Annotated in this window: 25 protein-coding genes; 5 read left to right on the plus strand and 20 right to left on the minus strand. The window is 73.3% G+C overall.

Annotated elements, in window-relative coordinates; all coding sequences use genetic code 11:
- From ITJ48_RS01920 to ITJ48_RS01960, 9 genes are all read right to left on the minus strand, one after another.
- Complete coding sequence (locus ITJ48_RS01920; protein WP_194612185.1) at window positions 1–765, minus strand: YebC/PmpR family DNA-binding transcriptional regulator; 765 nt, start codon at window positions 763–765, stop codon at window positions 1–3.
- A 101-nt stretch (window positions 766–866) separates the two neighbouring features.
- Complete coding sequence (gene pdxT / locus ITJ48_RS01925) at window positions 867–1,490, minus strand: pyridoxal 5'-phosphate synthase glutaminase subunit PdxT (protein WP_194612186.1); 624 nt, start codon at window positions 1,488–1,490, stop codon at window positions 867–869.
- Window positions 1,480–2,400, minus strand: a complete 921-nt coding sequence (gene pdxS / locus ITJ48_RS01930; protein WP_194612187.1) for a pyridoxal 5'-phosphate synthase lyase subunit PdxS — start codon at window positions 2,398–2,400, stop codon at window positions 1,480–1,482. The genes pdxT and pdxS overlap by 11 nt, the downstream gene beginning before the upstream one ends.
- 54 nt (window positions 2,401–2,454) lie before the next feature.
- Window positions 2,455–3,063: an HIT domain-containing protein gene (locus ITJ48_RS01935; protein WP_370544735.1), complete on the minus strand. Its 609-nt coding sequence runs from the start codon at window positions 3,061–3,063 to the stop codon at window positions 2,455–2,457.
- A gap of 2 nt (window positions 3,064–3,065) precedes the next feature.
- Window positions 3,066–4,976, minus strand: a complete 1,911-nt coding sequence (gene thrS / locus ITJ48_RS01940; RefSeq protein WP_228506338.1) for a threonine--tRNA ligase — start codon at window positions 4,974–4,976, stop codon at window positions 3,066–3,068.
- Window positions 4,977–5,155: 179 nt separating this feature from the next.
- Window positions 5,156–6,730, minus strand: coding sequence for a phenylacetate--CoA ligase family protein (locus ITJ48_RS01945; protein WP_194612189.1), 1,575 nt, complete (start codon window positions 6,728–6,730; stop codon window positions 5,156–5,158).
- Complete coding sequence (locus tag ITJ48_RS01950; RefSeq protein ID WP_194612190.1) at window positions 6,727–7,779, minus strand: hypothetical protein; 1,053 nt, start codon at window positions 7,777–7,779, stop codon at window positions 6,727–6,729. The genes ITJ48_RS01945 and ITJ48_RS01950 overlap by 4 nt, the downstream gene beginning before the upstream one ends.
- Window positions 7,780–7,867: 88 nt before the next feature.
- Window positions 7,868–8,317 carry a Fe-S cluster assembly sulfur transfer protein SufU gene (gene sufU / locus ITJ48_RS01955; protein ID WP_194612191.1) on the minus strand — a complete coding sequence of 150 codons (450 nt, stop codon included), beginning with the start codon at window positions 8,315–8,317 and terminating at the stop codon, window positions 7,868–7,870.
- The gene (locus tag ITJ48_RS01960) at window positions 8,314–9,582 is read right to left on the minus strand and encodes an aminotransferase class V-fold PLP-dependent enzyme (RefSeq protein ID WP_370544847.1); all 1,269 of its coding nucleotides are present in this window, start codon (window positions 9,580–9,582) and stop codon (window positions 8,314–8,316) included. The genes sufU and ITJ48_RS01960 overlap by 4 nt, the downstream gene beginning before the upstream one ends.
- 268 nt (window positions 9,583–9,850) lie before the next feature.
- Here ITJ48_RS01960 and ITJ48_RS01965 point away from each other — a divergent pair, with 268 nt between their 5' ends.
- Genes ITJ48_RS01965 through ITJ48_RS01975 form a run of 3 tightly spaced genes read left to right on the plus strand, consistent with a single transcriptional unit; the run spans window position 9,851 to window position 13,837 of the window.
- Window positions 9,851–11,077 carry a cobalamin-independent methionine synthase II family protein gene (locus tag ITJ48_RS01965; protein ID WP_194612193.1) on the plus strand — a complete coding sequence of 409 codons (1,227 nt, stop codon included), beginning with the start codon at window positions 9,851–9,853 and terminating at the stop codon, window positions 11,075–11,077.
- A gap of 25 nt (window positions 11,078–11,102) precedes the next feature.
- Window positions 11,103–12,521 carry a PLP-dependent transferase gene (locus ITJ48_RS01970; RefSeq protein WP_194612194.1) on the plus strand — a complete coding sequence of 473 codons (1,419 nt, stop codon included), beginning with the start codon at window positions 11,103–11,105 and terminating at the stop codon, window positions 12,519–12,521.
- On the plus strand, window positions 12,518–13,837 hold the full coding sequence (locus ITJ48_RS01975) for an LLM class flavin-dependent oxidoreductase (RefSeq protein ID WP_194612195.1): 1,320 nt from the start codon (window positions 12,518–12,520) through the stop codon (window positions 13,835–13,837). The genes ITJ48_RS01970 and ITJ48_RS01975 overlap by 4 nt, the downstream gene beginning before the upstream one ends.
- 18 nt (window positions 13,838–13,855) lie before the next feature.
- Here the strand turns inward: ITJ48_RS01975 and ITJ48_RS01980 are convergent, their stop codons facing one another.
- From ITJ48_RS01980 to ITJ48_RS01995, 4 genes are all read right to left on the minus strand, one after another.
- Complete coding sequence (locus ITJ48_RS01980; RefSeq protein WP_194612196.1) at window positions 13,856–14,680, minus strand: amino acid ABC transporter ATP-binding protein; 825 nt, start codon at window positions 14,678–14,680, stop codon at window positions 13,856–13,858.
- On the minus strand, window positions 14,667–15,332 hold the full coding sequence (locus ITJ48_RS01985; RefSeq protein WP_370544736.1) for an amino acid ABC transporter permease: 666 nt from the start codon (window positions 15,330–15,332) through the stop codon (window positions 14,667–14,669). Before ITJ48_RS01985 ends, ITJ48_RS01980 begins: the two co-directional genes overlap by 14 nt.
- A gap of 1 nt (window position 15,333) precedes the next feature.
- A complete protein-coding gene (locus ITJ48_RS01990; protein WP_370544737.1) occupies window positions 15,334–16,200 on the minus strand; it encodes a transporter substrate-binding domain-containing protein in 867 nt (288 codons plus the stop codon).
- A gap of 120 nt (window positions 16,201–16,320) precedes the next feature.
- Window positions 16,321–17,067, minus strand: a complete 747-nt coding sequence (locus ITJ48_RS01995; protein ID WP_194612197.1) for an NRDE family protein — start codon at window positions 17,065–17,067, stop codon at window positions 16,321–16,323.
- Between the two features lie 199 nt (window positions 17,068–17,266).
- On the opposite strand from ITJ48_RS01995, the gene coaBC reads away from it, so the two are divergent.
- Window positions 17,267–18,535, plus strand: a complete 1,269-nt coding sequence (gene coaBC, locus ITJ48_RS02000; protein ID WP_194613299.1) for a bifunctional phosphopantothenoylcysteine decarboxylase/phosphopantothenate--cysteine ligase CoaBC — start codon at window positions 17,267–17,269, stop codon at window positions 18,533–18,535.
- Here the strand turns inward: coaBC and ITJ48_RS02005 are convergent.
- On the minus strand, window positions 18,495–19,301 hold the full coding sequence (locus ITJ48_RS02005; RefSeq protein ID WP_194612198.1) for a DUF817 domain-containing protein: 807 nt from the start codon (window positions 19,299–19,301) through the stop codon (window positions 18,495–18,497). The genes coaBC and ITJ48_RS02005 overlap by 41 nt on opposite strands.
- Before the next feature lie 194 nt (window positions 19,302–19,495).
- Here ITJ48_RS02005 and ITJ48_RS02010 point away from each other — a divergent pair, with 194 nt between their 5' ends.
- Window positions 19,496–19,768, plus strand: coding sequence for a hypothetical protein (locus ITJ48_RS02010; RefSeq protein WP_123545960.1), 273 nt, complete (start codon window positions 19,496–19,498; stop codon window positions 19,766–19,768).
- Between the two features lie 78 nt (window positions 19,769–19,846).
- Here the strand turns inward: ITJ48_RS02010 and ITJ48_RS02015 are convergent, their stop codons facing one another.
- The 6 genes from ITJ48_RS02015 to ITJ48_RS02040 all read right to left on the minus strand — a co-directional run bounded on the left by ITJ48_RS02015 (window position 19,847) and on the right by ITJ48_RS02040 (window position 26,452).
- The gene (locus tag ITJ48_RS02015; RefSeq protein WP_194612199.1) at window positions 19,847–20,926 is read right to left on the minus strand and encodes an ABC transporter ATP-binding protein; all 1,080 of its coding nucleotides are present in this window, start codon (window positions 20,924–20,926) and stop codon (window positions 19,847–19,849) included.
- On the minus strand, window positions 20,923–21,786 hold the full coding sequence (locus tag ITJ48_RS02020) for an ABC transporter permease (RefSeq protein WP_194612200.1): 864 nt from the start codon (window positions 21,784–21,786) through the stop codon (window positions 20,923–20,925). Before ITJ48_RS02020 ends, ITJ48_RS02015 begins: the two co-directional genes overlap by 4 nt.
- The gene (locus ITJ48_RS02025) at window positions 21,783–22,703 is read right to left on the minus strand and encodes an ABC transporter permease (RefSeq protein ID WP_370544848.1); all 921 of its coding nucleotides are present in this window, start codon (window positions 22,701–22,703) and stop codon (window positions 21,783–21,785) included. Before ITJ48_RS02025 ends, ITJ48_RS02020 begins: the two co-directional genes overlap by 4 nt.
- Window positions 22,703–23,836 carry an ABC transporter substrate-binding protein gene (locus tag ITJ48_RS02030; protein ID WP_194612201.1) on the minus strand — a complete coding sequence of 378 codons (1,134 nt, stop codon included), beginning with the start codon at window positions 23,834–23,836 and terminating at the stop codon, window positions 22,703–22,705. Before ITJ48_RS02030 ends, ITJ48_RS02025 begins: the two co-directional genes overlap by 1 nt.
- 181 nt (window positions 23,837–24,017) lie before the next feature.
- Window positions 24,018–25,406: a glycosyltransferase gene (locus ITJ48_RS02035; protein ID WP_194612202.1), complete on the minus strand. Its 1,389-nt coding sequence runs from the start codon at window positions 25,404–25,406 to the stop codon at window positions 24,018–24,020.
- Window positions 25,403–26,452: a hypothetical protein gene (locus ITJ48_RS02040; protein WP_194612203.1), complete on the minus strand. Its 1,050-nt coding sequence runs from the start codon at window positions 26,450–26,452 to the stop codon at window positions 25,403–25,405. Before ITJ48_RS02040 ends, ITJ48_RS02035 begins: the two co-directional genes overlap by 4 nt.
- Window positions 26,453–26,483: the final 31 nt, after the last annotated feature.

Consider the following 26,483-nt stretch of genomic DNA (forward strand, 5'->3'; position numbering starts at 1 on the left):
TCAGTCGTCGTCGTCGTCGAGCGCGGCCTGCACGTCGGCGGGGACGTCGTAGTTCGCGTAGACGTTCTGCACGTCGTCGTCGTCGTCGAGCGCGTCGACGAGGCGGAACACCTTGCGGGCGGTCTCGAGGTCGACCTCGATCTTGAGGCCGGGGACGAACTCGACGTCGGCGGAGTCGTAGTCGATCCCGGCCTCCTGGAGCGCCGTGCGCGTGGGCACCAGGTCGGACGGCTCGGTCACGATCTCGAAGCCCTCGCCCCGGTCGGTGACCTCTTCGGCGCCGGCGTCGAGCACCGCGGCCAGCACGTCGTCCTCGCTGAGCTCGCCGGTCTTCATGACCGCGATGACGCCCTTGCGGCTGAAGTTGTAGGCGACGCTGCCCGGGTCGGCCATGGTGCCGCCGTTGCGCGACATGACCGTGCGGACGTTCGCCGCCGCGCGGTTCTTGTTGTCGGTCAGGCACTCGATCAGCAAGGCGACGCCGTTGGGGCCGTAGCCCTCGTAGACGATGGTCTGGTAGTCGACGGACTCGCCGCTGAGGCCCGCGCCGCGCTTGACGGCGCGGTCGATGTTGTCGTTGGGGACCGAGGTCTTCTTGGCCTTCTGGACGGCGTCGACGAGCGTCGGGTTGCCGGACATGTCGGCCCCGCCCTGCTTGGCCGCGACCTCGATGTTCTTGATGAGCTTGGCGAACGACTTGGCGCGACGGCTGTCGATGACGGCCTTCTTGTGCTTGGTCGTGGCCCACTTGGAATGCCCGGACACGGTGCTCCTCACTTCCGGTTGACGATCCGGACCATCCTACCGGCAGGCCCGCCGCCGGGGCGGCAGCGACAGGTCAGGACCGGGCAGGACGAGGAGGCGCGTCAGCGCGAGGACCAGGCGCGCGCCTTCTCGAGGAACCGCACGTGGAACCGGAGCTCGCCGGTCACCTCGGGGTGGAACGACGTGCCGAGCAGGTTCCCCTGCTCGACGGCGACGACCCGACCGTCGTCGAGGACGCCCACCGCCGTGGCGAGCGGACCCACCTCGGCCACCACGGGCGCCCGGATGAAGACCGCGTGCACGGGCCCATCGCCCACGACGGGCACGACGAGGTCGGTCTCGAACGACTCGTTCTGCCCGCCGAAGGCGTTGCGGCGCACGGCAACGTCGAGGCCGCCGATCGTGCGCTGCCCGGCGGAGCCGTCGACGACCCGGTCGGCGAGCATGATCAGCCCGGCGCACGTCCCGTAGACGGGCAGACCCGCGTCGACGGCCGCACGCAGCGGCTCGGCCATGCCGAAGGTGCGGCTGAGCTTGTCCATCACGGTCGACTCGCCGCCCGGGATGACGAGACCGGACACGCCCGCGAGCTCGTCGGGCCGGCGCACGGGCACGGCGACCGCTCCGAGGGCGGTCAGCACCGCGAGGTGCTCGCGGAAGTCGCCCTGGAGGGCGAGGACCCCGACCCGCGGGGCCGCCGCCTCCTCGTGTCGGCTACCAGCCACGCTCGGCGAGGCGATGCGGCGCGGGCAGGTCGGGCACGTTGATGCCGACCATGGCCTCGCCGAGGCCGCGCGACGCGTCGGCGACGACCTGGGGGTCGTCGAAGAACGTCGTGGCCTTGACGATCGCGGCGGCGCGCTCGGCCGGGTTGCCCGACTTGAAGATGCCGGAGCCCACGAAGACGCCGTCGGCGCCGAGCTGCATCATCAGCGCCGCGTCGGCGGGCGTCGCGACGCCGCCGGCGGTGAAGAGGACTACGGGGAGCTTGCCGGTCTCGGCGATCTCCTTCACCAGCTCGTAGGGCGCCTGCAGCTCTTTCGCGGCCACGTACAGCTCGTCGGTCTTGAGGCCCTGGAGCTGCGCGATCTCTTTCGAGATGGTGCGGATGTGCTTGGTCGCCTCGGACACGTCGCCGGTGCCGGCCTCGCCCTTGGAGCGGATCATGGCGGCGCCCTCGGTGATGCGACGGAGCGCCTCGCCCAGGTTCGTCGCACCGCAGACGAAGGGGACCGTGAAGTTCCACTTGTCGATGTGGTTGACGTAGTCGGCGGGGCTCAGCACCTCGGACTCGTCGATGTAGTCGACGCCGAGCGTCTGGAGGATCTGTGCCTCGACGAAGTGGCCGATGCGCGCCTTCGCCATGACGGGGATCGAGACGGCCGCGATGATCTCGTCGATCATGTCGGGGTCGCTCATGCGGGCGACGCCGCCCTGCGAGCGGATGTCGGCGGGCACGCGCTCGAGGGCCATGACGGCGACGGCCCCCGCGTCTTCTGCGATCTTCGCCTGCTCGACGTTGACGACGTCCATGATGACGCCGCCCTTGAGCATCTCGGCGAGACCGCGCTTGACGCGGTCCGATCCGGTCGTGCTGCCGGCGGACGGGACGGAGGTGGGGGTGCTGTCGCTCATGATGGCCTCAGTTTAGGCGCTGCCCGGGGGCGTGCGTCGCCGATGTGCCGCTCGTCACCGAGTGGCCTGGTCTCCCCCGACGGGCCAGGCGGCCGCCAGCGCCTCGCGGACGTCGCCGAGCAGCTGGGTGACGGCCTTGGTCTGGGCGATGATCGGGAAGAAGTTCGAGTCGCCACCGTAGCGCGGCACCACGTGCTGGTGCAGGTGCTCGGCGATGCCGGCACCGCCGACCGACCCCTGGTTCATGCCCATGTTGAAGCCCTGGGCGTGCGAGACCTCGCGGACGACGCGCATGGCGGTCTGGGTCAGCGCGCCGATCTCGGCGACCTCGTCGGGCGTGGCCAGGTCGTAGGTCGAGATGTGCCGGTAGGGGCAGACCAGCAGGTGGCCGGGGTTGTACGGGTACAGGTTCAGCAGGACGAACGCGTGCTGCCCCCGGGCGACGATCAGCGCCTCCTCGTCGCTGCGCGAGGGCGCGGCGCAGAACGGGCACGCGTCGTCGTGGGCGCCCTGGCCGCGGCTGACGTACACGGCACGGTGCGGCGTCCAGAGGCGCTGGAACGCGTCGGGCGCCGACGCGAAGTCGTCCGCCGACTCGACGCGCGCCGACTCGTCGCCGACCGGGTCGACGTCGGCCGGCAGCTCGTCGGCGCCTGCCCCCACGGTCAGACCTGGGCCTTCGTCTCGATCGCCTCGAGGATCTTGGCCACGGCGTCGGCGACGGGCACGCCGTTCTCCTGGGAGCCGTCGCGGTAGCGGAAGCTCACGGCGCCGGCCGCGCGGTCCTCCTCGCCCGCGATGAGCTGGAAGGGCACCTTGGACTTCGTGTGCGTGCGGATCTTCTTGGGGAACCGGTCGTCGCCGTGGTCGACCTGGGCGCGGACGCCCTTTTCGCGCAGCTGGCGCACCACGTCGTCGAGGTAGTCGCCGTACTCGTCGGCCACGGGGATCGCCACGACCTGGACCGGGGACAGCCACACGGGGAACGCCCCGGCGTAGTGCTCGGTGAGGACCCCGAAGAACCGCTCGATGGTGCCGAACAGCGCCCGGTGGATCATGACCGGACGCTGTCGGGTGCCGTCCGCGGCCGCGTACTCGAGCTCGAAGCGCTCGGGCAGGTTGAAGTCGAGCTGGACCGTCGACATCTGCCATGTGCGGCCGATGGCGTCGCGGGCCTGCACCGAGATCTTGGGGCCGTAGAACGCGGCTCCGCCCGGGTCGGGGACGAGCTCGAGCCCGGACTCCTCTGCCACCTCGCGGAGGGTCTGCGTGGCGGTGTCCCAGATGTCGTCGTCGCCGACGTACTTGACCGGGTCCTTCGTCGAGAGCTCGAGGTAGAAGTCGGTCAGGCCGTAGTCACGGAGCAGGGACAGGACGAAGTTCAGGGTGCCGGTCAGCTCCTCCTTCATCTTGTCGGTCGTGGTGAAGATGTGCGCGTCGTCCTGGGTCATGCCCCGCACCCGGGTGAGGCCGTGGATGACGCCCGACTTCTCGTTGCGGTAGACGGTGCCGAACTCGAAGAGGCGCATCGGCAGGTCGCGGTACGACCGCGGCTGCGAGCGGTACGCGAGGATGTGCATGGGGCAGTTCATCGGCTTGAGGTAGTAGTCGGCGCCCTGGCGGGTGACCTCGCCCTCGTCGTTCCGGGCCTCGTCGAGCTTCATGGCCGGGAACATGCCGTCCTTGTACCAGCCGAGGTGGCCCGAGGTCTCGAACAGGCTCGCCTTGGTGATGTGCGGCGTGTACACGAAGTCGTAGCCCGCGGCCTCGTGGCGACGACGGGAGTAGTCCTCCATCTCGCGGCGGATGATGCCGCCCTTCGGGTGGAAGATCGCGAGGCCCGAGCCGATCTCGTCCGGGAACGAGAAGAGGTCGAGCTCGACGCCGAGCTTGCGGTGGTCGCGCTTCGCCGCCTCCTCGAGCCGGGCCTGGTACTCGCGCAGCTCGTCCTTCGTGGGCCAGGCGGTGCCGTAGATGCGCTGCAGCTGCGGGTTCTTCTCCGAGCCGCGCCAGTAGGCGGCGGCGACGCGCATCAGCTTCGTGGCGTTGCCGAGGACGCGGGTGCTCGGCACGTGGGGGCCGCGGCAGAGGTCGGACCAGAGCACGTCGCCGGACTTCGGGTCGACGTTGTCGTAGATGGTCAGCTCGGCGCCGCCGACCTCGACCGACTCGCCGTCGTCGCCGATCTCGTCGGCCGACCCGCCCTTGAGGCCGATCAGCTCGAGCTTGTAGGGCTCGCCGGCGAGCTCGGCGCGCGCCTCGGCCTCGGTGACGACGCGGCGGCGGAAGCGCTGGCCCTGGCGGATGATCCGCTCCATGCCCTTCTCGATCGCCTTGAGGTCGTCGGGCGTGAACGGCTCGGCGACGTCGAAGTCGTAGTAGAAGCCGTCGGTGACGGGCGGGCCGATGCCGAGCTTCGCCTCCGGGTTGATGCCCTGGACGGCCTGCGCCATGACGTGCGCGGCCGAGTGGCGGAGCACGGCCAGGCCGTCGGGCGACCCGATGGTGACGGCCTCGGCGACGTCGCCCGCGTGCAGCTCGGACGCGAGGTCGCGCAGCTCGCCGGCGACGCGCATCGCGACGACGCCCTTGTCCGTGAACAGCTCGAGCCCCGTCGTGGTCTCGGTCGCCTCGACGGTCTCAGGTGCGGCGGCGAGGGCGGCGGGGGCAGGCTGGTCTGACACGGTGGAGGGCTCCTGACGATCGAGGGGACGCGCGCCAGTTTAGTGCCGCCGGCAGCGGCGGCCGCCGCCGGTCAGGCCTCCCTCGGCGCCGTCCAGCCCAGGTCGAGGTCGTGCCGGTCGACCTCGCCGGGGCCGAGCTGCCAGACGTACTCGTTCTTCAGCTTCGCGCCGTCGCCGGCGAAGGGGCCCGTGCGGTGCGCGTAGAAGGCGACGGTGGGGAGGGTCGCGGGCGCCGCGGTGCGGACGGCGTTCGAGAAGTCGAGGTTCAGGCGCCGCAGGCCGCTCACGACGTCGTCGCGCCACGGGCCGGTGTCGACGTCGTCGGCGTTCGGCGAGAGCTGGAGGGCGATGTGCAGCTGACGGTCGCCCGACGCGTCCTCGAAGGCGATGAGCCGGTGGTTCTCGACGGCCTGCAGCAGGGCAGGGTCGCCGTTCAGCACGTCGCGGAGGGCGTCGGGCGCCACGACGGCGCCGTTGTAGTCGACCGAGAGGTCGCTCCGGCCGTAGTGGAAGAGCAGCGGCAGGTCGAGGAACTTCTCGGCGACGACCGCCGACAGCCCCTTCTCGCGCAGCACCGGCAGGACGTCGCGCATCCGGGTCACGTGCCCCCGGTCGTGGATGTTGTAGCGGATCCGGGGGCTGATGTTCTCGGCGCGGGCGATCGTGACGACGAGCTCGCCGGCCTCGTTCGTCTCGATCAGGTACCCGAACGGGTTGAACTGGAAGATCATCGGCAGCACGCCGTACTCCTGCTGCCGGGTGAGCCGGGCCGCGAGGTCGGGGTCGTCGGCGATCGCGCGGCGGAGGGCCACGGTGAACTCGGTCTCGATGCCGAGGTTGATCTCGAGGTCGCTCGCGCCGTACGAGCCGAGGACCGCGCGGGCGTACTCGAGGATGTGCCCGCGCATGTTCTCGCTGATGCCCTCGCCCCCGAACGCGGCGACGATCGTGTACTGCGACCAGTCGAGCCGGTCGTCCTCGAAGAGGCCCTTGAGGAACGGCGGGTAGCTGAGGATGACGTAGGTGAACCCGGTGCCGAACTCGCGCATCGTCTGGATGATCTTGTCCGGGTCCGGTCCGATCGACTTGATCATCGTCGACTCGGTGAGCGACGCGGTGACGTTCATGCCGGTGGCCCAGGCGCCGAGCGAGAACGCGTTGAGCACGAACGGCGGGTGCGGCAGCTCGGCCGACGTGCGGGCGAACCCGAGCTGCAGCAGCTGTCTCGTGGCCTGGCGCTCGTCGGGCCCGCGCACCCAGCTCGTCGGCACGCCCGAGCTGCCCGACGACTCGTCGACGACCACCCCTCGGCGCGGGAGGCGGCCGCCGAGGCAGCGCTCGGCGATGCTCCAGCGCTTGACGTACGACTCCTTGTCCATCTCGGGCAGTCGGGCGAACGCGGCCTCGACGCCGTCCCGGGTGTCGAGTCGACGGCCCTGCCCGTGCTCCCGGAGGAACGCCCGGTAGGCGGGCACCGACCGCGCCGCTCGCTCCATGGTGCGCCAGGCGCGCCAGCGCCCGAGCCGCCAGCGCAGCGGCTCGATGCCGGGGACGAGCAGGAGGCGGTGCGTCTCGACCCGGGGCATCGCGAGCTTGACGAGGCCGTCGACCACCCGGAGGAGCGTGAAGACCACGAGCCGCTTCATCGTCCTTCCCCCGCCCCGATCGTCATCGCGGCGGCCGGGCGTCGGCGGGCCACGGGCGGCGGAGCGCTCCGCCCCAGCCGGAAGAGCATCCAGGCCATCCGCCCGTCCTGCTCGTCGACGTCGACGGCGCGGACGAACGCGGCGTGCGACCGCGGGTTGGTGATGACGGTGCCGAACGGGTGCAGGGCGACGCCGTGCCGCGACAGCTCGAGCCACACCTCGAGGAACGCCCGGCCCGCCTCGACGTGGTCGGCGGGGCCCGCGAACGGGCCCTCCAGCCAGGCGAGCTGGCGGACGCCCTTCATGGTGCCGAGGTAGACCCGCCTGACGGCGTCGCCGACGACCGGCGCCGTCCAGAGCCGACGGTGGCCCATGGCGAACCGGAGCACCGGCCCCGGCATCAACATGGTCTCGGCGCTCAGGCCGTCGCCGGTCTCCGCGGCCTGCTTCGCCGAGAAGCGCAGCCAGGTCATGATCTCGGCGTGCACGTCGTCGTCCTGCAGGTCGTCGAAGAGCGTCTCCTGGTTGATGCGGACGACGTCGTCGACCGTCGCGGCGTCGGTCGTGCTGCGGAGGAGGTGACCGTGGGAGGCGGCGATCGCGCGGGCGCCGGCCAGCACCTCCTCGTCCACGGTCGTCGCGTCGTAGGGACGGCGCGACGTCTGCCGGGCGAGGAAGGCGTCACGGTCGGCGCGGTCGGCGTCGGTCGCCTCGCGCGGCTCGAGGACGACCTCGGCCAGGCGGTGCAGCCGGGCGTCCCCGCCGAAGTCCATCGGCGCGAGGTCGAGCGCCTCGCGGACGACGAAGCCCTGGGCACGGGCGACGATCGCGAGGCCGGCGAGGAACACCCCGCCGCAGACGTGGGCGAACGGGATGCCGAACGACTCGGCGGGGAGGCCCCGGTCGAGGTCGTACCAGACGGTCGCGGTCGTCGCGGACGTCGGCTGCACGACGATCGGCTGCGAGTTGTGCGGCGACGGGTAGTGCCGCGCCTGCTCGATCAGTTCCGGCCAGGGCGTCGTCGGCCGGTCGCTCCCCCGAGGTTCCATGGGCCGACACTAGTGGCGGCGACGGCCTGCCCACCTGCACCTCAGGGATGAACCGGGGGCACCGGCGCCGGTGACGGTGCGCTCCGGGTCAGCGGGCCGCCAGCTCCGCGCCGCAGGCCTCGGCGGCGACCCAGGCGAGCATGCCGCACTTCACCCGCATGACGAACTTCGAGACGCCGTGCAGGGCGACGGCGTCGCCGAGGACCTCGTCGTCGGGCTCCCCCGCGCCCCGCGACCGCATCATCGTGCGGAACTCGCCGACGAGCGCCGCGAGCTCGGGCAGCGACCGACCCGGCGCGAGTCCGGAGAGGACCGACGCCGACGCCATCGAGATGCTGCACCCCGCGCCCTGCCAGCGCAGGTCGGCGATGCGGTCGGTGCCCGGCTCGAGCCGGACCCGCACCGTGATCTCGTCGCCGCAGGTCGGGTTCCGCTCGAAGTGCTCGGCGTCGGCGTCGGGGAGCTCGCCGTCGCCCTGCCGTGCCTTCGCGTGGTCGAGGATCACCTGCTGGTAGAGCGAGTCGAGGGAGGCGCTCATCGGGCGTCCTCCGCCCCGAAGTAGCCGCGGACCCCGGCGACGCCGGCGATCAGGCGGTCGACCTCGGCGGCGGTCGTGTACAGGTAGGTGCTCGCCCGCGTCGTCGCCGTGACGCCCAGCCGCCGGTGCAGGGGCTGCGCGCAGTGGTGGCCGACGCGCACGGCGATCCCCTGGGCGTCGAGGTACTGGCCCACGTCGTGCGCGTGCACGCCGTCGACGACGAAGCTGGCGAGGCCCGATCGCGGCACGCCGGCGGGTGGGCCGACGACGTGGACGCCGGGGAGCGCGGACAGGCCGACCACCAGCTGCTCGGCCAGCGCCTCCTCGTGGTCGCGGACGCGCTCGAGGCCGACGGCCTCGAGGTAGCGCACGGCCTCGGCGAGGGCGACGGCCTGCGAGACCGGCTGCGTGCCGGCCTCGAAGCGCTGGGGCGCGGGCAGGTACTCGGCGGACTCGAGCGTCACGGTGGTGATCATCGAGCCTCCCGTGCGGAACGGGGGCAGGGCGTCGAGCAGCTCGCCACGGCCGACGAGCACGCCGATGCCGGTGGGCCCGAGCATCTTGTGGCCGGAGAACGCGGCGAAGTCGACGCCGAGGGCGCGGACGTCGACGGGGCGGTGGGGCACCGACTGGCAGGCGTCGAGCACGACCAGCGCGCCGACCCCGTGGGCGAGCTCGACCAGCTGCTCGACGGGCGCCACCAGCCCGGTCACGTTCGACACGTGGGCGAAGGCGAGCACCCGCGTGCGCTCGGTGACGACGGCACGGGCGTCGTCGAGCGTCCAGACGCCGTCGTCGTCGACCGGAACGACGCGCAGGACGGCTCCGGTGGTGGCCGCCACCTCTTGCCAGGGAACGAGGTTCGCGTGGTGCTCGGCCTCCGTCACGACGATCTCGTCGCCCGGGCGGAGCGCGAAGCGGCGGGCGGCCTCGTCGCCGCGGCCGAGGGTCGCGGCCGTGAAGCCGTGCGCGACCAGGTTGATCGCGTCGGTCGCGTTCGCCGTCCAGACGACCTCGTGGGAGGCGGCGCCCACGAAGCGCGCGACGGTCTCGCGCGCCTCCTCGAACGCCTCGGTCGCCAGGGCGGCGAGCGTGTGCGCGCCGCGGTGCACGGCCGAGTTGTCGTTCTCGAGGAACCGGCGCTCGGCGTCGAGCACGGAGCGCGGGCGCTGCGCCGTCGCGCCGGAGTCGAGGTAGGCCAGGGGCTCGCCCGACACCTGTTGCGCGAGGATCGGGAAGTCGGCCCGGAGGCGCTCGACCTCGATGTCGTCGAGGGGGCGGGCGGGGGCGGTGGTGGTCTGCTGCGGTGTCTGAGCTCGCTGGGGTGTCTGAGCTTGTTGCGGTGTCTGAGCTTGCTGCGGTGTCTGAGTCACGGTGTCCCTTCCCGACGATCGTAGCCAGGGCCGGTCGGCGGTCGACGGGGGCAACGACCAGCGTGCCCGTCCTGTTCCCGCACCGCTGCCTCCTGCGCCTTCGTGACGGCGCGTGACGCAGGCACGTGACACCGGCGGGACCGAGGTCCACCATCGGCACATGACGAACCAGAGGATCGAGACCAGCCACGCGGGCAGCCTGCCCCGCACGCCCGAGCTCATCGCGGCCAACAACGCCCGCCGCCTGGCCGACGACGGCCTCACGCTCGAGCGCACGCCCGAGTTCGACGAGCTGCTGACCGCCGCGGTGGTCGACCTCGTGCGCCGCCAGCAGGACCTCGGCATCACCGTCGTCGGCGACGGCGAGTACGGCAAGGCCATGACGAGTGCGGTCGACTACGGCGCCTGGTGGTCGTACTCGTTCCAGCGGGTCTCGGGCCTGACGGTCACGGGCGCGGACATCTTCTCGCAGGAGCCGGTGCGCTCGTCGCCGGGGGACGTGCGGCTGACGTCGTTCCCCGACCGGCGCGACTGGACGATCTTCGCCGACGCCTACCAGGACCCGACCTCGGGCATCAGCACCGGCACGACCGCGACCGCGTTCCCCAGCACCACGGGGCCGCTCGCGTACGTCGGGCAGTCGGCCATCGCCTCCGACATCGCCAACCTCAAGGCGGGGCTCGCCGCGACCGGCGCCGACCCGTCGTCCGGCTTCATCACGTCGCTGTCGCCCGGCAGCGGCGCGCGCATCGCGAACGACTTCTACGCGACCGAGGAGGAGCACATCTGGGCCTGGGCCGAGGTGCTGCGCGAGGAGTACACGGCGATCGTCGAGGCCGGCCTCACGGTGCAGATCGACGACCCGTCGATCGCCGAGAACTGGGACCAGATCGTCCCCGAGCCGAGCGTCGAGGACTACCGCGCGTTCACGCGCATCCGGGTCGAGGCGCTGAACCACGCCCTGCGCGGCCTGCCCGAGGACCAGATCCGGTTCCACCTCTGTTGGGGCAGCTGGCACGGACCGCACACCACGGACATCGAGTTCCGGCACATCGCCGACCTCATGCTCGAGATCACCGCCGGCGCGTACTCGTTCGAGGCGGCCAACGTGCGGCACGAGCACGAGTGGAAGGTCTGGCGCGACCTCGACCTGCCGGCGCACAAGAAGATCATCCCCGGCATCGTGAGCCACGCGACGAACGTCGTCGAGCACCCCGAGCTCGTCGCGGACCGCATCGAGGCGTTCGCGTCGGTGGTGGGGCCCGAACGGGTCGTCGCCTCGACCGACTGCGGGCTCGGCGGACGCATCCACCCGCAGATCGCCGTGGCGAAGCTCGCCGCGCTCGGCGAGGGCGCGCGCATCGCGAGCTCGCGGCTGTTCGGCTGAGCACACGGACCAGAGGAGGCGCACGGTGAGCCAGGCACACCCGCGAGCAGACCACGACCGGCACGGGTTCACCACCGAGCAGGTGCACGGAGGCGCGGCGACCGACGGCGACTTCGGCGCCCGCGTCTCGCCGATCCACCTCAGCGCGGGCTTCGTCTTCGACGACTTCGCCCAGGCCCGCGACCGGTTCGCCGGCGACGATCCCGGCTACGTCTACACCCGGAGCGGCAACCCCACCACGGCCGCGGTCGAGCGCCGCCTCGCGCTGCTCGAGCACGGCACGGACGCGCTGCTCGTCGGCACCGGGCAGGCGGCGATCACGGTCGCCCTGCTCGCCCTGCTCGAGGCGGGCGACCACCTCGTCAGCGCGAGCAGCATCTACGAGGGCACGCGCGGCATCTTCGTCGACAACTTCGCCCGGCTCGGCATCGACGTCTCGTTCGTCGACGACGCGGGCGACCCCGAGGCCTGGCGCCGGCTGATCCGTCCCGAGACGAAGCTGCTCTACGGCGAGCCGATCCCGAACCCGAAGAACGACCTGCTCGACGTGGCCGCGATCGCCCGAGTGGCCCACGAGGCCGGGCTGCCGCTCGTCGTCGACAACACGCTCGCGTCGCCGTACCTCTGGCGTCCCCTCGACGACGGGGCCGACCTCGTGGTGCACTCGGCGAGCAAGTTCCTCGCGGGGCACGGCACCGCCCTCGGCGGCGTCGTCGTCTCGGGCGACGCGTTCGACTGGACCGGGGTCGACGCGGGCGGCGCGCCGCGGTTCCCGCACCTGGTCGAACCGCGACGTGCGCTGGCCGGCGCCAGCTACGCGGAGCGGTTCGGGGCGCGGGCGGCGCTCGCCTACGCCCGCGAGGTCGTGGCCGCCCGGATCGGGCCGGCGCCCTCGCCGTTCAACGCGTTCCTCATCCAGCAGGGCGTCGAGACCCTCTCGCTCCGCGTCGAGCGGCACTCGGCCAACGCCCTCGCCGTCGCCACGTGGCTCGAGCAGCAGCAGGAGGTGGAGTCCGTCGACTACGCGGGCCTCGCGTCGAGCCCGCACCACGCCCTGGCCGAGCGGTACCTGCCCCGGGGCGCGGGCAGCGTCTTCTCGTTCACCCTGCGCGGCGGGATCGCCGCGGCCGAGCTGTTCGTCGACGCCGTCGCGCTGATCAGCCGCATGACCCACCTCGGCGACGTCCGGTCGCTGATCCTGCACCCGGGCACCACGACGCACGCCCTGCGCACGCCGGACGAGCAGCGGGCCGCCGGCATCTGGCCCGGGCTGCTGCGGCTGTCCGTCGGCATCGAGGACGTCGACGACCTGCTCCGCGACCTCGAGCGCGGCCTGGAGGCGGTGCGCCGGGGGCCGACCGTCTCGGGGCAGTCAGCCGAGGGGGCGGCCGACGCCGCGCCTCCTCGGCTGCACCCGGCCGCCGCAGAGGAGGACGCGGCGTGACCCGCCTGCAGCACTTCGGCTGGTTCTTCTCCCGCGGCTTCGGCCCCCAGGGCTGGGGCCACCCGTACCGGGAGTGGAACCACGACTGGACGAAGCCCGCGCTCTACCAGCAGTCGGTGCGCGAGCTCGAGCAGGCCGGCCTCGACCTGGTGATCATGGAGGACGCGCTGTCGCTCGGCTCGCCCGAGACCCTCGACCTGCGCGTCCGGGGCGCCTACGGCGGTCCGAAGCACGACCCGCTCATGCTGGCGCCCTACCTGTTCGCCGCGACGTCGCGCATCGGCATCGCTCCGACGATCAACGCCGGCGCCTACCCGCCGTACCTCGCCGCGCGTCAGTTCGCGACCCTGGCCCACCTCAGCGACGACCGCTTCGGCCTCAACCTCGTCACCGACACCGGCAGCGCCCGGCACTTCGGCCTGCCCGCGCTCGGGCACGACGCCGCCTACGACCGCGCCGACGAGTGGATGGCGGTCGTCCGACGCCTGTGGCACAGCTGGGGCGAGGAGGCGCTGGTCGCCGACCCGGGCACCGGTCGCTTCGCCGACGGGGCGGCGCTCGACGCGTTCCGGCACGTGGGCGAGCACTTCGACGTCGCCGGCCCGCTCAACGCGGTGCCGTTCGAGCGCGGCGACCCGGTCGTCGTCTCCCCCGGCGGGTCGGCTCGCGGCCTCGCGTTCGCGGGCACGCAGTCGGACGTGCAGCTGGCCCTCGCGCCGCTCGACGCGGGGAGCGTGCGCGACTACCGCGCGCGCATCCTGACGGCGGCAGCCGAGCGAGGGCGGAAGCCGTCGGAGATCCGCGTGCTCTTCGTCGTCAAGCCCGAGATCGTGCCGAGCCGCGAGGAGGCGCTGCGGGTCGTCGAGGCCTCCCGGCACCCGTCCGACGACGTGCTGGAGGCGATCGCGCTCGGCCAGTCGAGCGACCTCGAGACCGACCTGACGACGCTGGACCTCGACCGGCCGGTCGACCCGGCGATCTTCGGCGAGCACGTCTCGCACGGCTCGGTCAAGGGCCTGCTCGGGGGTGCGGGTTCGTTCGCGGACACCACCCTGCGGGAGCTCCTCACGGCGAAGGCGCGCAAGGGGCTCGTCAGCGAGCGGGCGGGCTTCGTCGGGACGGCGGACGAGTTCGCCGACTTCGTCGAGGAGCTCGGCGACGACGGCGGCAGCGACGGGATGATCTTCTCGGGCGACCTGCACCCCGTCACCGTGCACCGGATGCTCGACGAGCTCGTGCCGGTGCTGCGCCGCCGCGGGGTGCTGCGGCAGGAGCTCGGCGACGGCGGCCTGCGGGCCAACCTCTTCGACTTCTAGCCTCCTAGCCGGGCGAGGTCAGTCGTCGAGGGGCTTGAGCACGCGGCGGAGGAACTGCTGCGTGCGCGGTTCGCGGGGGCGGTTCAGCACCTCGGCGGGGGCGCCGCGCTCGACCACGACGCCGTCGTCCATGAAGACGACCTCGTCGGCGACCCGGCGGGCGAACTCGAGCTCGTGCGTGACGACGACCATCGTCCAGCCCTCGTCGGCGAGTTCCTTGACGACGGAGAGGACGTCGCCGACGAGCTCGGGGTCGAGGGCGCTGGTCGGCTCGTCGAAGAGCAGCAGCTCCGGTCGGAGGGCCAGGGCGCGGACGATGCCGACCCGCTGCTGCTGACCGCCCGAGAGCTCGACCGGCCAGGCGTCGACGCGGGAGGCGAGGCCCACCCGGGTGAGCAGCTCGCGGGCCTCGGCCCGCGCCTCCTCGGGGTCGCGGCCCTGGACGCGGATCGGCCCCTCGACCACGTTCTGCAGCACGGTGAGGTGCGGGAACAGGTTGAAGTGCTGGAACACCATCGACGACCGGTCGCGGAGGGCGAGCAGGTCGCGCTTGGCGACCTTGCCGCCGAAGTCGACGACCCGTCCGTCGGACAGGGTCGCCCGCCCGCCGTCGGGGACCTCGAGGCTGTTCAGGGACCGCAGCACGGTCGTCTTGCCCGAGCCGGACGGCCCGATGATCGCGACGACGCGGCCGCGCCGCACCTCGAGGTCGATGCCCTTGAGCACCTCGGTCGCGCCGAACGACTTGCGGAGGCCCTCGACGCGGAGGACGAGCTCGGCAGCCTGGCCGGGGCGGACGGGACGGGAGGAGGCGCCGGACAGGGGCGGGTCAGCGGGCGACATGTCGGTCCAGTCTCTTCTCGAGGGCGTCCTGCCCGAACGACAGCACGAGGCAGATCACCCAGTAGATCAGGGCGGCCTCGAGGTAGATCAGCAGGAACTGGTTCGACACGGTCGCGATCTGCTGCGCCTGCCGGAACAGCTCGACGACGAGGATGACGCTGGCGAGCGAGGTGTCCTTGACGAGGCTGATGAAGGTGTTCGACAACGGGGGCACCGAGACCCGCGCCGCCTGCGGCAGGATGATCCGCCGCAGCGCCAGGGTGCGTGACATGCCGATGGTGTGCGCCGCCTCCCACTGGCCCTTGGGCACCGAGAGGATGGCCGCCCGGATCACCTCGGCCGCGTAGCCGCCGACGTTGAGCGAGAACGCGATGATCGCGCTCGGCCACGGGTCGAGCCGCACGCCGATCGACGGCAGCCCGTAGAAGACGACGAACAGCTGCACGAGCAACGGCGTGCCCCGGATCACCGACGTGTAGAACCGCGCCAGCCCGGAGAGCCAGGCGCGCCCCGACAACCGCATCATCGCGACGACGAGGGCGATGACCAGGCCGATCGCCATGGAGGCGAGGGCCAGCGGGATCGACGCGACCAGGGCACCCGACGCGATCGGCCAGAACGCCCGGCCGAAGAGGTCGAGTGAGGACTGCACGTTACTCGCTGACGTCCTGGCCGAAGTACTTGTCCGAGATCTGGGCCAGCGTGCCGTCGGCCTTCAGCTCCGCCAGCGCGTCGTCCATCGCCTGCACGAGGTCGTCGCTGCCCTTCGTCGTCACGAGCGCCGAGCGCGACACGTCGTCGGTCGTCGCCGCGATCTTGATCGCCGCCGCCTGCTCGGGGTTGGTCTTCACGTAGTCGAGGAAGGTGAGCTCGTCGTTGACGGTGGCGTCGATGCGCCCCTGCTCGACGAGGGCGACCGACTGGGCCCAGCCCTCGACGACCTGCACGTCGGCGCCGGCGTCCTTCGCGGTGTCGTAGAAGTTGCTCGACTGCGACTGCGCGGTCGTCTTGCCCGCGAGGTCGGCGAGCGACGTGATCGAGGTGTCGTCGGCGGCCGTCACCACGACGCCGCGGCTGACCGTGTACGGCGTCGAGAAGTCGAAGGTCGCCTCGCGCTCATCGGTGATCGAGATCTGGTTCGCGACGACGTCGAAGCGCCCGGCGTCGAGGCCCGCGAGCAGCGCGTCGAACTGGGTCTCCTGGAAGCTGGGCTCGACGCCGAGCTTCTCGGCGACGGCGGTGGCCACGTCGACGTCGTAGCCCGTCAGGGCTCCCGAACCGCCCTCGTGGTAGGTGAAGGGCTGGTAGGTGCCCTCGGTGCCGATGACGAGCACGCCGGCGTCCTGGATGTCGGAGAGGCTCTTCGCCGCGCTGGTGTCCGCGGTGGCGCTCCCGGTCTGCGAGACGACGTCGTCGGTCGAGGCGGGCGCGCACGCCGTCAGCAGCAGGGCTGCGGCGGAGGCGACGCCGACGGCGATGATCCGGGTCGTGCGGGAGAGGCGGGGAGTCGAGAACGTCACGGGTGATCTTCCTGGTCGATGAGCTGCCCGGGTCTGCCGGGCCTCCGACCCTAACCGCGCAGGCGCGGCGGTGATTCCCCGTGTCGTCTCGTGACGTCGGCGAGGGTGCTCGGGGCCGTGTCAGCGGGCGGCGAGGGCGCCCGGCAGGTCGACGCCCGAGCCGGCGTCGAGCCGCAGGTGCTCGTGGGCGACGCGGTCGGCGGACAGCGCCACGAGGCTGAGCGAGAGCGAGCCGAACCAGGTGCCCTGCAGCAGGTCGGCCCGGACCAGCGCCTCCTCGTCGGACAGCGGCAGCGCGCTGCTCTCGCGCAGCAGGTCGAGCCACGGCCGCCAGCTGCCCTCGTCCTGCTCGGGCGGCGGGCCCACCGGTGCGGCGACGCCCCGGAACCGGGGCAGCCAGCGCGCCACCCGGGCCACCTGGTCGTCGTCGGGCGCACCGTGCGTGAGGACGTGCACGCCCGGCGAGAGCGGCACGCTCGCGAGGCGGTCGCCGTCCCAGCTCGTGTGGACGGCTCCGGAGGCGTCGGCCGAGAGGAGGTTGAAGGTGCGGGTCGCGGGACGTCCGGTGGGCAGCTCTCCGGCGGCGGCCGCCTCGAGCGGCAGCGCGCCGCGGGTGCGCCAGCCCCCCTCGGGGACGGGGGGCTGCTCCCGCCGGTTGAGGACGACGGAGGCGCGGGCCGGCCCGGTCGCCGTGGCCAGCCAGGCTCCCCCGGCCTCGCGGTCGTGCAGGCCCTCGACGCGGTCGCCGAGCTCGGGCCACCAGGCGGCGGGCGGATCCCAGGGGCGGTCGGCCGACTCGTCGCGGAGCCCGAGGAACACCACCGGCCACTCGGCGCCGGGAGCGACGGACACGACGACGGTGCACACGGTGCGGCCTCCTCCGGCACGATCCGTCGGGATGCGGCATCGTGGTGGCTGCAACGCTACCCGCCGACGGGCACCAGCTCGGCGGCCGATCGACAGGGGCTCCACCGTGACCGACAGCACCGCCGCCAGCGCGGCCGACGCCGACGCAGCAGCAGCAGCAGCCGCAGACGACCACGCGGTCGGTCCCGACGCCCGCCGGCTGACCGTCGTCGTCGGCATCTGCGGCGGCATCGCCGCCTACAAGGCCGTGTCCGTGGTGCGCGAGCTCGTGCTGCGGGGCCACGACGTGCACGTCGTCCCCACGGAGGCGGCCCTCCGGTTCGTCGGCGCCCCCACCCTCGAGGCGATCAGCCGCAACCCGGTGCACACCTCCGTCTTCGACGACGTCGCCCAGGTGCGCCACGTCGCCCTCGGCCAGCAGGCCGACCTGATCGTCGTCGCGCCGGCGACCGCGCACACCCTCGCGAAGCTCGCGCACGGGCTGAGCGACGACCTGCTCGGCACGACCGTCCTCGCGAGCACGGCGCCGCTCGTCGTCGCGCCGGCGATGCACACGCAGATGTGGCAGGCGGCCTCGACCGCCGACAACGTGGCGCTGCTCCGTGCGCGGGGCGTCGTCGTGGTCGGTCCGGACGACGGCCCGCTGACCGGCGGCGACAGCGGCCCCGGGCGACTGAGCGAGCCCGACGTGATCGTCGACGCGGCGCTCGCGGTCGCCGCGGGCCGGGCCGAGGAGGCGCGGCGGCGTGACCTGGCCGGTCGCGACCTCGCCGGCCGCGTCGTCGTCGTCACGGCCGGCGGGACGCGCGAGCCCCTCGACCCCGTGCGCTGGCTCGGCAACCGCTCGAGCGGCAAGCAGGGCCTCGCCGTCGCCCGCGAGGCCACGGCCCGTGGCGCCCGCGTGGTCTTCGTGGCGGCCCACGTCGACGACGAGGTCGCCGCTGCGGTCTCGCAGCTGGTGGGCGTCGAGGTGCGGACCGCCGGCACCGCGGCCGAGCTCGACGTCGTCACCACGGCGGCGGCCGAGGAGGCCGACGTCGTCGTGATGGCGGCCGCGGTCGCGGACTGGACGCCCGCCTCCGTCGCCGACGCCAAGCTGAAGAAGGACGACGCGGGCGACCGACTCACCCTCGACCTGGTGCGGACCGTCGACGTGCTGGCCGGCCTCGTGGCACGGCGCCGGACGGGCCAGGTCGTCGTGGGCTTCGCCGCCGAGACCTCGACCGGGCGGGACGACCTGATCGCCCTGGGCCGCCGCAAGCTCGCGCGGAAGCCCGCCGACCTGCTCGTGCTCAACCAGGTCGGCTGGGCCGAGGGCTTCGGCCGGGACGAGTCCGTCGCGGTCCTGCTCGGCCGGGAGGGCGCCGTCGTCGGCGAGTCGAGCGGCACCAAGGCGGACACGGCGCGCGCCCTGCTCGACGCCGTGGTCAGCCTGCTCGGCGCTGCTTCAGCCACAGCACGAGCGTGAAGCTGAAGACGACGAGCACCATCCACGACCCGATCTTGCTGGGGTGCACGATCGACCAGCCGTCAGCCTGCGAGGCGTAGGTCCAGGCGCCCATCAGGGTCGCGGCGTTCTCGGCGACCCAGATGAAGAAGCCGATCAGGGCGAAGGCGACGAGCAGGGGCATCCTCCGGTCGCGGCCCCGCACCCGGAACGTCACCCCCTTGCGTCCCAGCAGCACGACGGCCACGCCGAGCAGCGCCCAGCGCAGGTCGACGACCCAGTGGTTCGTGAAGAAGTTGACGTAGAAGGCGAGCGCGAGGGCGAGGGTCGGCAGCATCCGCAGCCGGTCGACCCGCAGGTCGAGACGCCGCCAGGCCTGGCAGACGTAGCTGCCCACCGCCGCGTACATGAAGCCGCTGTAGAGCGGGACGTCGCCGATCCGCAGCACGCCGCGCTCGGGGTACGACCACGACCCGACCGCCACCTTGAAGACCTCCAGTCCGAGGCCCAGGAGGTGGAAGAGGCAGATCACCACCAGCTCGTCGCGGGTCTCGAGGCGCGTCGCGACGAACACGACCTGGACGAGCACGCACCAGACCAGCATCGCGTCGTAGCGCGGCAGCCCGACGTCGACGACGCTCGTCAGGGCGAGGCCCGCGAGCACGGCCACGGCGAACGCGCACGAGAGCGCCTGCTGCGTTCCGAACGCGACGAGGTCGCGACCGGCCTCGAGGAGGCGGTCGGCACCTCCTGCGCGGCTGCCCGCGACGGATCGTGCACCGGTCACGACGGCCTCCCCCCGACGCCGGTGGTCGACGTCGGGTCGACGCTACGAGCAGCGGGCCCGACGGCGCGTCGTCCTCGGGGAGCATCTCGCTCGTCCGTGGTGAGGAGATCGACACGTGTCGTCGGCGGGGGACGTCGACCGCCGACCGGGGGACGCCGACTTGCGCGTTAACCTCGGTGCGACACAATGCCCTCGTGAGCAAGAAGATCGACGCAGCCCTCAAGTCCCTCGTCAAGGCCCTCGAGCACCACGGCGAGGTGATGAGCGACCGCCCCGTCAGCGCCAAGCGCGCGGGCCGGGCCACCGAGAAGGTGCGTCAGGCCGCCTCCGCCTACACACAGGTCGTCGCCGACAAGACCGGTCAGCCGAACCCCTTCGTCGACTTCCTCGACCCCGAGACCGTGCAGTCGCTGCGCGGCGAGCGGGACGCCATCGCCACGAAGAAGACGAAGAAGCACGACGACTAGCAGGCACGCCGCGGCGGCCCGACCGCCGCGGCCCTGCCCTCGGACGTGCCCGCCGCAGCCGCGGCTGCGGCCGCCGCGTCAGTCGATCGCGGCGACGGCCACGGCCTGTGCCGTGATCGCGAGGCAGACTCCGTCGCCCACGGCACGGCGCCGGTCGGCCCGGTGGTCGAGGGTGATCAGCACGTCGCCCGTCGTCCGCACCACGGTCCGCACGGTGGCCCCGCGGAACGACACCTGCTCGACCGTGCCGGCGAGGCCCCGGTCGGCGAAGACCACGTCCTCCGGCCGCACGTACGCCCAGACCGGGCCGTCGGCGCAGACCCCCACGGCCGGGACCTCTCCCCCGGGCAGGCGGACCCGACCCGAGACGACCTCGGAGCGCAGCCGGTTGTTCGTCCCGACGAACTCCGCGACGAACTGCGTCGCCGGCGTCGCGTAGAGCTCCTCCGGCGCGCCGATCTGCTCGATGCCGCCGGCCCGCATGACGGCGACGCGGTCGGCCACCGCCAGCGCCTCCTCCTGGTCGTGGGTGACGAACAGCGTCGTGATCGAGAGCTCGCGCTGGATGCGGCGGATCTCGTCGCGGAGCTGGACGCGCACCTTCGCGTCGAGAGCGCTCAGCGGTTCGTCGAGCAGCAGGACGCGCGGCCGGGTGACGAGCGCGCGGGCGAGGGCGACGCGCTGCTGCTGGCCGCCCGACAGCTGGTGCGCGTACCGGCCGCCGAGGTCGCCGAGCCCGACCAGGTCGAGCATCTCGGCGGCACGCCGGGCCCGTTCGGCACGGGCCACGCGTCGCATCCGCAGGCCGAACTCGACGTTCTGCTGCACCGTGAGGTGCGGGAACAGCGAGTACGCCTGGAACACCATCCCGACGTCACGGCGGTGCGTGGGCACGCCCACGACGTCGCGGCCGTCGATCGAGACGGTCCCGCTCGTCACGGCCTCCAGCCCCGCGAGGCTGCGGAGCGCCGTCGTCTTGCCGCAGCCCGACGGCCCGAGCAGGGCGACCAGCTCGCCGGCGCCCAGGTCGAGGTCGAGGCCCGTCAGGGCGCGGTGGCCGGCGTACTCCTTGACCACGGACCGGAAGGCGACGGTCGCGCCGGCGGCGCCGGTCGTCGAGGAGGCGGCGGCGGGCCGCTCGGGGAGGGTGGCGGTCACGAGTGGGCCTTCCGGGAGGTGGAGGAGGGGACGGCGGGACGCGCCGTGCCGACGGAGCCGACCCGGCCCATCACGACGAGCAGCACGAACGCGAAGGCGAGCGCGAGCAGGGCGACGATCACGGCGGCGAACGGGTCGCTGCGGCTGATCTGGACGAGCGAGGTCTGCAGGGTGACGCGGTTCAGCAGCGACGAGATCGTGTACTCGCCGAGCACGACGGCGACGGTGATGAACGCCGCGGCGAGCAGCCCGCGACGCAGGCTCGGCACGACGACCAGCACGAGGGTCGAGAGCCAGCTCGAGCCGAGCGTCCGCGACGCCTCGGTCAGGGTCCGCAGGTCGGTCGCCGCGAGGTCCGACTGCACGGCCCGGTAGGCGTAGGGCAGCACGGTGACCCCGTAGGCGAGGGCGAGGGTCCAGGCCCCCGAGCCGAGGAGGCGCGCCACGACCGAGTACACCGGCGCGAGCCCGACGACGAGCACGATCGCCGGGACCGTGATCGGCACCAGGCAGACGAACTCGAGCACGCGCGACAGGCGCGGGTACCGCAGGTGGACCAGCACCATCGCGGGCACCAGCATCACGAGGACGAGCACCGCGGTGACGACCGCGAGCACCAGGCTGTTCGTCACGCCCTCGACGAGGTTGCGGTAGGCGCGGCCGTTCTCCGGGTCGGCCAGGGCGAGCCAGTGGCCGAGGTCGTGGCCGGTGCCGTCGGCGCTCCGCAGCGAGAAGGCGACCATGGCGGCGATCGGCACGGCGAAGACGAGGCCGATGACGACGAGGGCGGCGCGGCGGGCGGCGGGCGACGCGGCGCCGGGGCCGCGGCCGCGGCTCGTGCCGCGGCCGGCCGCGCTCATCGCGTCCACCGGTCGGTGCGGCGCTGCAGCAGGGAGTAGCCGACCATGAGCACGACCATCACGAGCACCATCCCGAGGGCGAGCACGCCCGCGACGTTCTCCCGGCCGAGCACCGTCTCGCTGACGAGGGCGGCACGGATCTGGAGCGGCACGATCTGCGAGCCCTGGCTGATCAGGGCCGCCGCGGTCGCGTAGGACGAGAACGCGTTGGCGAAGAGGAGGAGCAGGCTGCCGGTGAAGGCGGGCGCCAGCACCGGGACGACGACGCGCAGCAGGTGCTGGCGGGATGTGCCGCCCAGGGTGGCGACCGCCTCCTGCCACTGGGGCTTGAGGCCGGTGACCGCGGGCATGAAGGTGATGACCATCAGCGGCACCTGGAAGTACAGGTAGGGCAGCAGGAGGCCGGGGACCTCGTAGATCCACGCCCCGCCGGCGAAGATGTCGACGCCCGCCCGGGTCAGCAGCAGCTGCGTCACGACGCCCTGGATCCCGATCGTGGCGGTGAAGGCGAAGGCGAGCATCACGCCGCCGAACTGGGCGAGCACGCTGGCGGCGCCGTCGACGAGGCTGCGGACGAGCCCGTCGGGGCGGAGGGCGGTGAGGCCCCAGCAGACGACGGCGCCGACGACCGCTCCCCCGACGGCGGTGACCCCCGAGACGAGGAACGAGCTGGCGAAGGTGCGGAGCACGACGGGGTCGCCGAGCGCCGTCAGGTTCGACAGCGTGGGCCGGCCGTCACCGTCGACGAGGCCGGTGCCGAGCGCGAGCAGGCACGGCAGCACGAGGAAGGCCAGCACGTACAGCACGAACGGCGTGAGCCCCCACCACGCCGCCGGACGGCGCCGGGCCCTCGTGGGCACGGCGCCGTCCGGGGTGACGGAGGCCTGGGGGACGGTCTCCGCCAGGGTGGTCACGATCAGCCGATCGCCGCGGCCCACGACTGCGCGAGCAGGGCCGAGGCGGCCTCGGTCTGCTCGCTCGTCAGCTGCACGGTGTCCTCGGGCTGCTCGCCGACGGCGTCCAGGGCGTCCTGGTCGACGGTGCCGGCCTCGACCATCGCGGCCAGGCGGACGGGGTAGGCGCCGGCGGCGAGGTACAGGTTCTGCGCCGTGTCGCCCATGATGAACTCCTGCCACAGACGCGCGGCGGCCGGGTGCGGCGCGTCGACGTTGATCGCCTGGTTGTAGTAGCTGGCGAGGGCCGTGCCGGGCAGCACGGCGGTCTTCCAGTCACGGCCGCCCGCGTCGGCCGCGGCGGCGAGGTTGTTGTAGCTCCAGTCGAAGACCACGGGCGTCTCGCCCGAGGCGATCGTCGCCGGGGTCGGGTCGGTCGGCAGGAAGTTGCCGGCGTCGGCCAGCTGGCCGAAGAAGTCGATGCCCGGCTGCACGTCGTCCGCGCTGCCGCCGTCCTGCAGGGCGGCCCACTGGACGGCGGCCGCGGCCGCGCCCGCCTGGGTCGGGTCGCCGTTGATCGCGATCTTGCCCTTGTAGTCGTCGCCGAGCAGGTCGTCGAGGCTGGTGGGCTCGGGGACGGCGTCCGCGTCGTAGCCGACCGACATCAGGCCCGTGTAGTCGTAGACCCAGGTGCCGTCGGCGTCCTTGTGGTCGTCGGCGATGTCGTCCCACGTGGTGACCTTGTAGGGCGCGAACTGGTCGGTGTTCGCCAGCGTGACGGCCGAGCCGAGGTCGAGGACGTCGGGGGCGCCGTCCTGCCCCGCCAGGTTCTGCGCGGCGGTGATCTCCTCGGCGCTCGACACGTCGGGGCTGTCCGAGTTGACGGTGATGTCGTACTCGGCCTCGAAGGCGTCGATGATCTTCCCGTAGTTGGCCCAGGTGTCCGGCAGCGCGATGACGTTGAGCTCGCCCTCCGCCTCGGCGGCGGCGACGAGGGCGTCCATGCCGCCCAGGTCGGCGGCGCTGGTCGCGGTGGCGGCGTCGGTGCCGGAGGCGCCTGCCGCGTCGGACGCGTCGGCGGAGGCCGAGCAGCCGGTCAGGCCGAGGGCGAGGGCGCCGAGGGCGGCGGCGGCGGCGAGGTGTCGCTTGTCGATCACGGGTGGGTCCTCCTGGTGCTCGGCCGCCGGTCGCGTTCTGGGGATCAGCTCGCGGAGGGGCGTCGGTCGGCCTGCGTGCACGGTAGGGAGGCCCGGAGTCGGTCCGGGGGGCGCCGGGTGGAGCGCGGGTGAACGGTCGATGGCGCGCGGGTCCACGGCCGCCGGGCCTGCTCGCCCCGGGTCAGCCCCAGCCGCCCAGGTAGGCGGCGACCGACGGCTCGCCCTCGACGCGCTCGCACCAGGTCGCGGCGAGGCGGCGGGTCTCGAAGAGCTCCTCGGTGCCGTGGAGCCGGGCGCGGGCCTCGGCCCGGCTCGAGCGGATGCGCAGGACCAGGCCGCCGCCTCCTTCGCCCGGTGCGCCGTCCTGACCGTCGCTGGTCGCCCCCTCCGTGACCTCGACGGTGCCGAGGGCCCCGACGCCGACCGACGAGACCGCCTCGAGCAGGGGGGCGGCGTCGCGGACGCGCACCGGGGCAGGCAGGTCGACGGTCACCCGCGCCGTGCGCGTCGCCCGGGCGGCGGCCTCGTCCGAGGCGCCCACGACGCGGCCGTCGGCGGCGAAGACGGACACGTGCTCGTCGGGCACCACGACGACGGAGCCGGGCAGCGCGGCCAGGACGGTGTCGACGCAGAGCCAGGCGGTGCCCGCCGAGGGCGCCGCGGCGAGCCGCACCAGCACGTCGGGGGTCGCCCCGCGCAGTCCCCGCGGCCGCGACCCCTCGACGGGGACGAGCCCGCTGAGCACGAGCGTCTCGCCGTTCTTCTGCCGCTGGCGGTCGACCGAGTCGCGGCCGGCCCAGTCCGGGCCGTCGTGCCAGGCGACGGCGGCGGGCTCGTGGGCGAGGAGCGCGCCCCCGCGCCAGGCACGCCAGGCCCACTCCCAGTCCTCGCCGCCGTAGGTCGTGAAGTCCTCGTCGAAGCCGCCGACCGTCTCGAGGAACGACCGGGAGCACGCGAGCACGGCTCCGATGACGTGTCGGTACGAGCGGTCGTCGGCGTCGAGCAGGTCGCGGCTGCCGCGGTAGGCCTCGTCGAGCCAGCGCGGTGCGGGCAGCTCGTGCCGTGGCCCCTCCTGCTCGACCGGGGCGTCGACGGCGACCCCGGTGAAGTCGGCGTGCCGGCGCGTGCCGACGACGACGGCCTCCGACGCGAGGGCGGGCAGCCTCGACATGGCCGTCACCCAGCCGGGCTCGGGCGCCGTGTCGGCGTCGAGGAAGCAGATCACCTCGCCCGTCGACGAGCGCACCCCGAGGTTGCGGGCGGCCGAGAGGCGGAAGCCCTCGTCGGCCTGGACGACGAGCCGCACGCCGGCCGGCACCCGGGGCGTCTCGGGCGAGCCGTCGTCGACCACGACGACCTCGAGCAGCTCGGCCGGGTGGTCCTGCCGCGCGAGGGCGGCGAGGGTCCGGTCCAGCTCGGCCTGCTGGCGGTAGTGGGCCACGACCACGGAGACGGTCGGCAACGGGTCGGGCACGAGGCCGTCGAGCAGGTCCCAGCGGTTGCCCGGGACTCCCCTGGGCTGCCTCGGGGGCCTCGCGGGCGCCTCCTCGTCTCGTCGCTCGTCGGTCACGACGTCGCTCCCCTGCGCTCGCGGCCGGCCTGGTCGCGGCCGGGCCGCTCGCGTCCGGACCACCACGCGATGTACGCCGCCGCGACGTCGTCGATGTCGGGCGCTGTCCGGGCGTCGGGAGCCAGCCAGGTGGACCCCGGGTCGGCGACGGCCCGCGCGACGGCCTCGGCGAGGGCGTCGGGGTCGTCGTCGATCAGGGTGAGGGTGCCGGGTCGGAGGGCCGCCATCTCGCGGGAGTACCGCGTGTCGGGCACGATCGGGCGTCGCCCGGCGCCGATCCAGGTCGCGATCGAGCCCGACGCCGAGACGTGCCGGTGCACGGCGACCGGCACGGAGGCGCGGCGGCAGCGGTCGAGGAGCACCGCGTCGTCGAGGTACCCGGTCACGTCGAGGACGACCCCGCGGGAGGCGGCCTCCGACACGAGCTGGTCGGTCTCGGCCTCGTGCCCCGCGCTGGCACGGCCGAGCGCGGTGACGCGCAGCGACCCTGCCGCGTCGTCCCCGCGGTCCCGCAGCCGGGCGACGGCGTCGATGAGCTCCGCGTGGCCCTTGCCGGGGTAGACGAAGCCGATGACGGCCGCGGTGCCGTCGGGCGCGGGCCGTCCGGTCGGCGGCGGGGCGAGGTCGACGGGGAGCGGGACGACGCCGGGTCGCACCCCGCCGGTCGTGTGCTCGGCGAGCAGCAGCGCCTCGTGCTCGCTGTTGACGACCGTGCCCGCCGCGGCCTCGACCACGCGCCGGTAGCAGTCGCCGCGCCGGACGAGGTTGCGCTCGCCGTCGGACGGCTGGGGCAGGTCGTGCAGCGTGACCGTCAGGGCGACCCGGCCGGCGAGGTCGACGAGGCGGTCCGCGGCGTCCTCGGGCGACGTCGCCCACAGCCGGTCGGTGAAGTGCAGGTGGGCCGAGGCGGGCGGCCTGGGCCCGGTCAGATCGGACGGCGAGACCACGAGGTCCCGACCCGTGCGGCGGGCGACCCCGTCGGCGACTCGCCGGGCGAGGACCGTGACGCCGTGCTGCGGGTCGTCGGTCACGACGAGGGCGGGCACGGCAGACACGTCCGGTACGCGCGGTACGCCC

Origin of the sequence: Frigoribacterium sp. VKM Ac-2530, from assembly GCF_015350835.1 — a bacterium.
Taxonomy (GTDB): domain Bacteria; phylum Actinomycetota; class Actinomycetes; order Actinomycetales; family Microbacteriaceae; genus Frigoribacterium.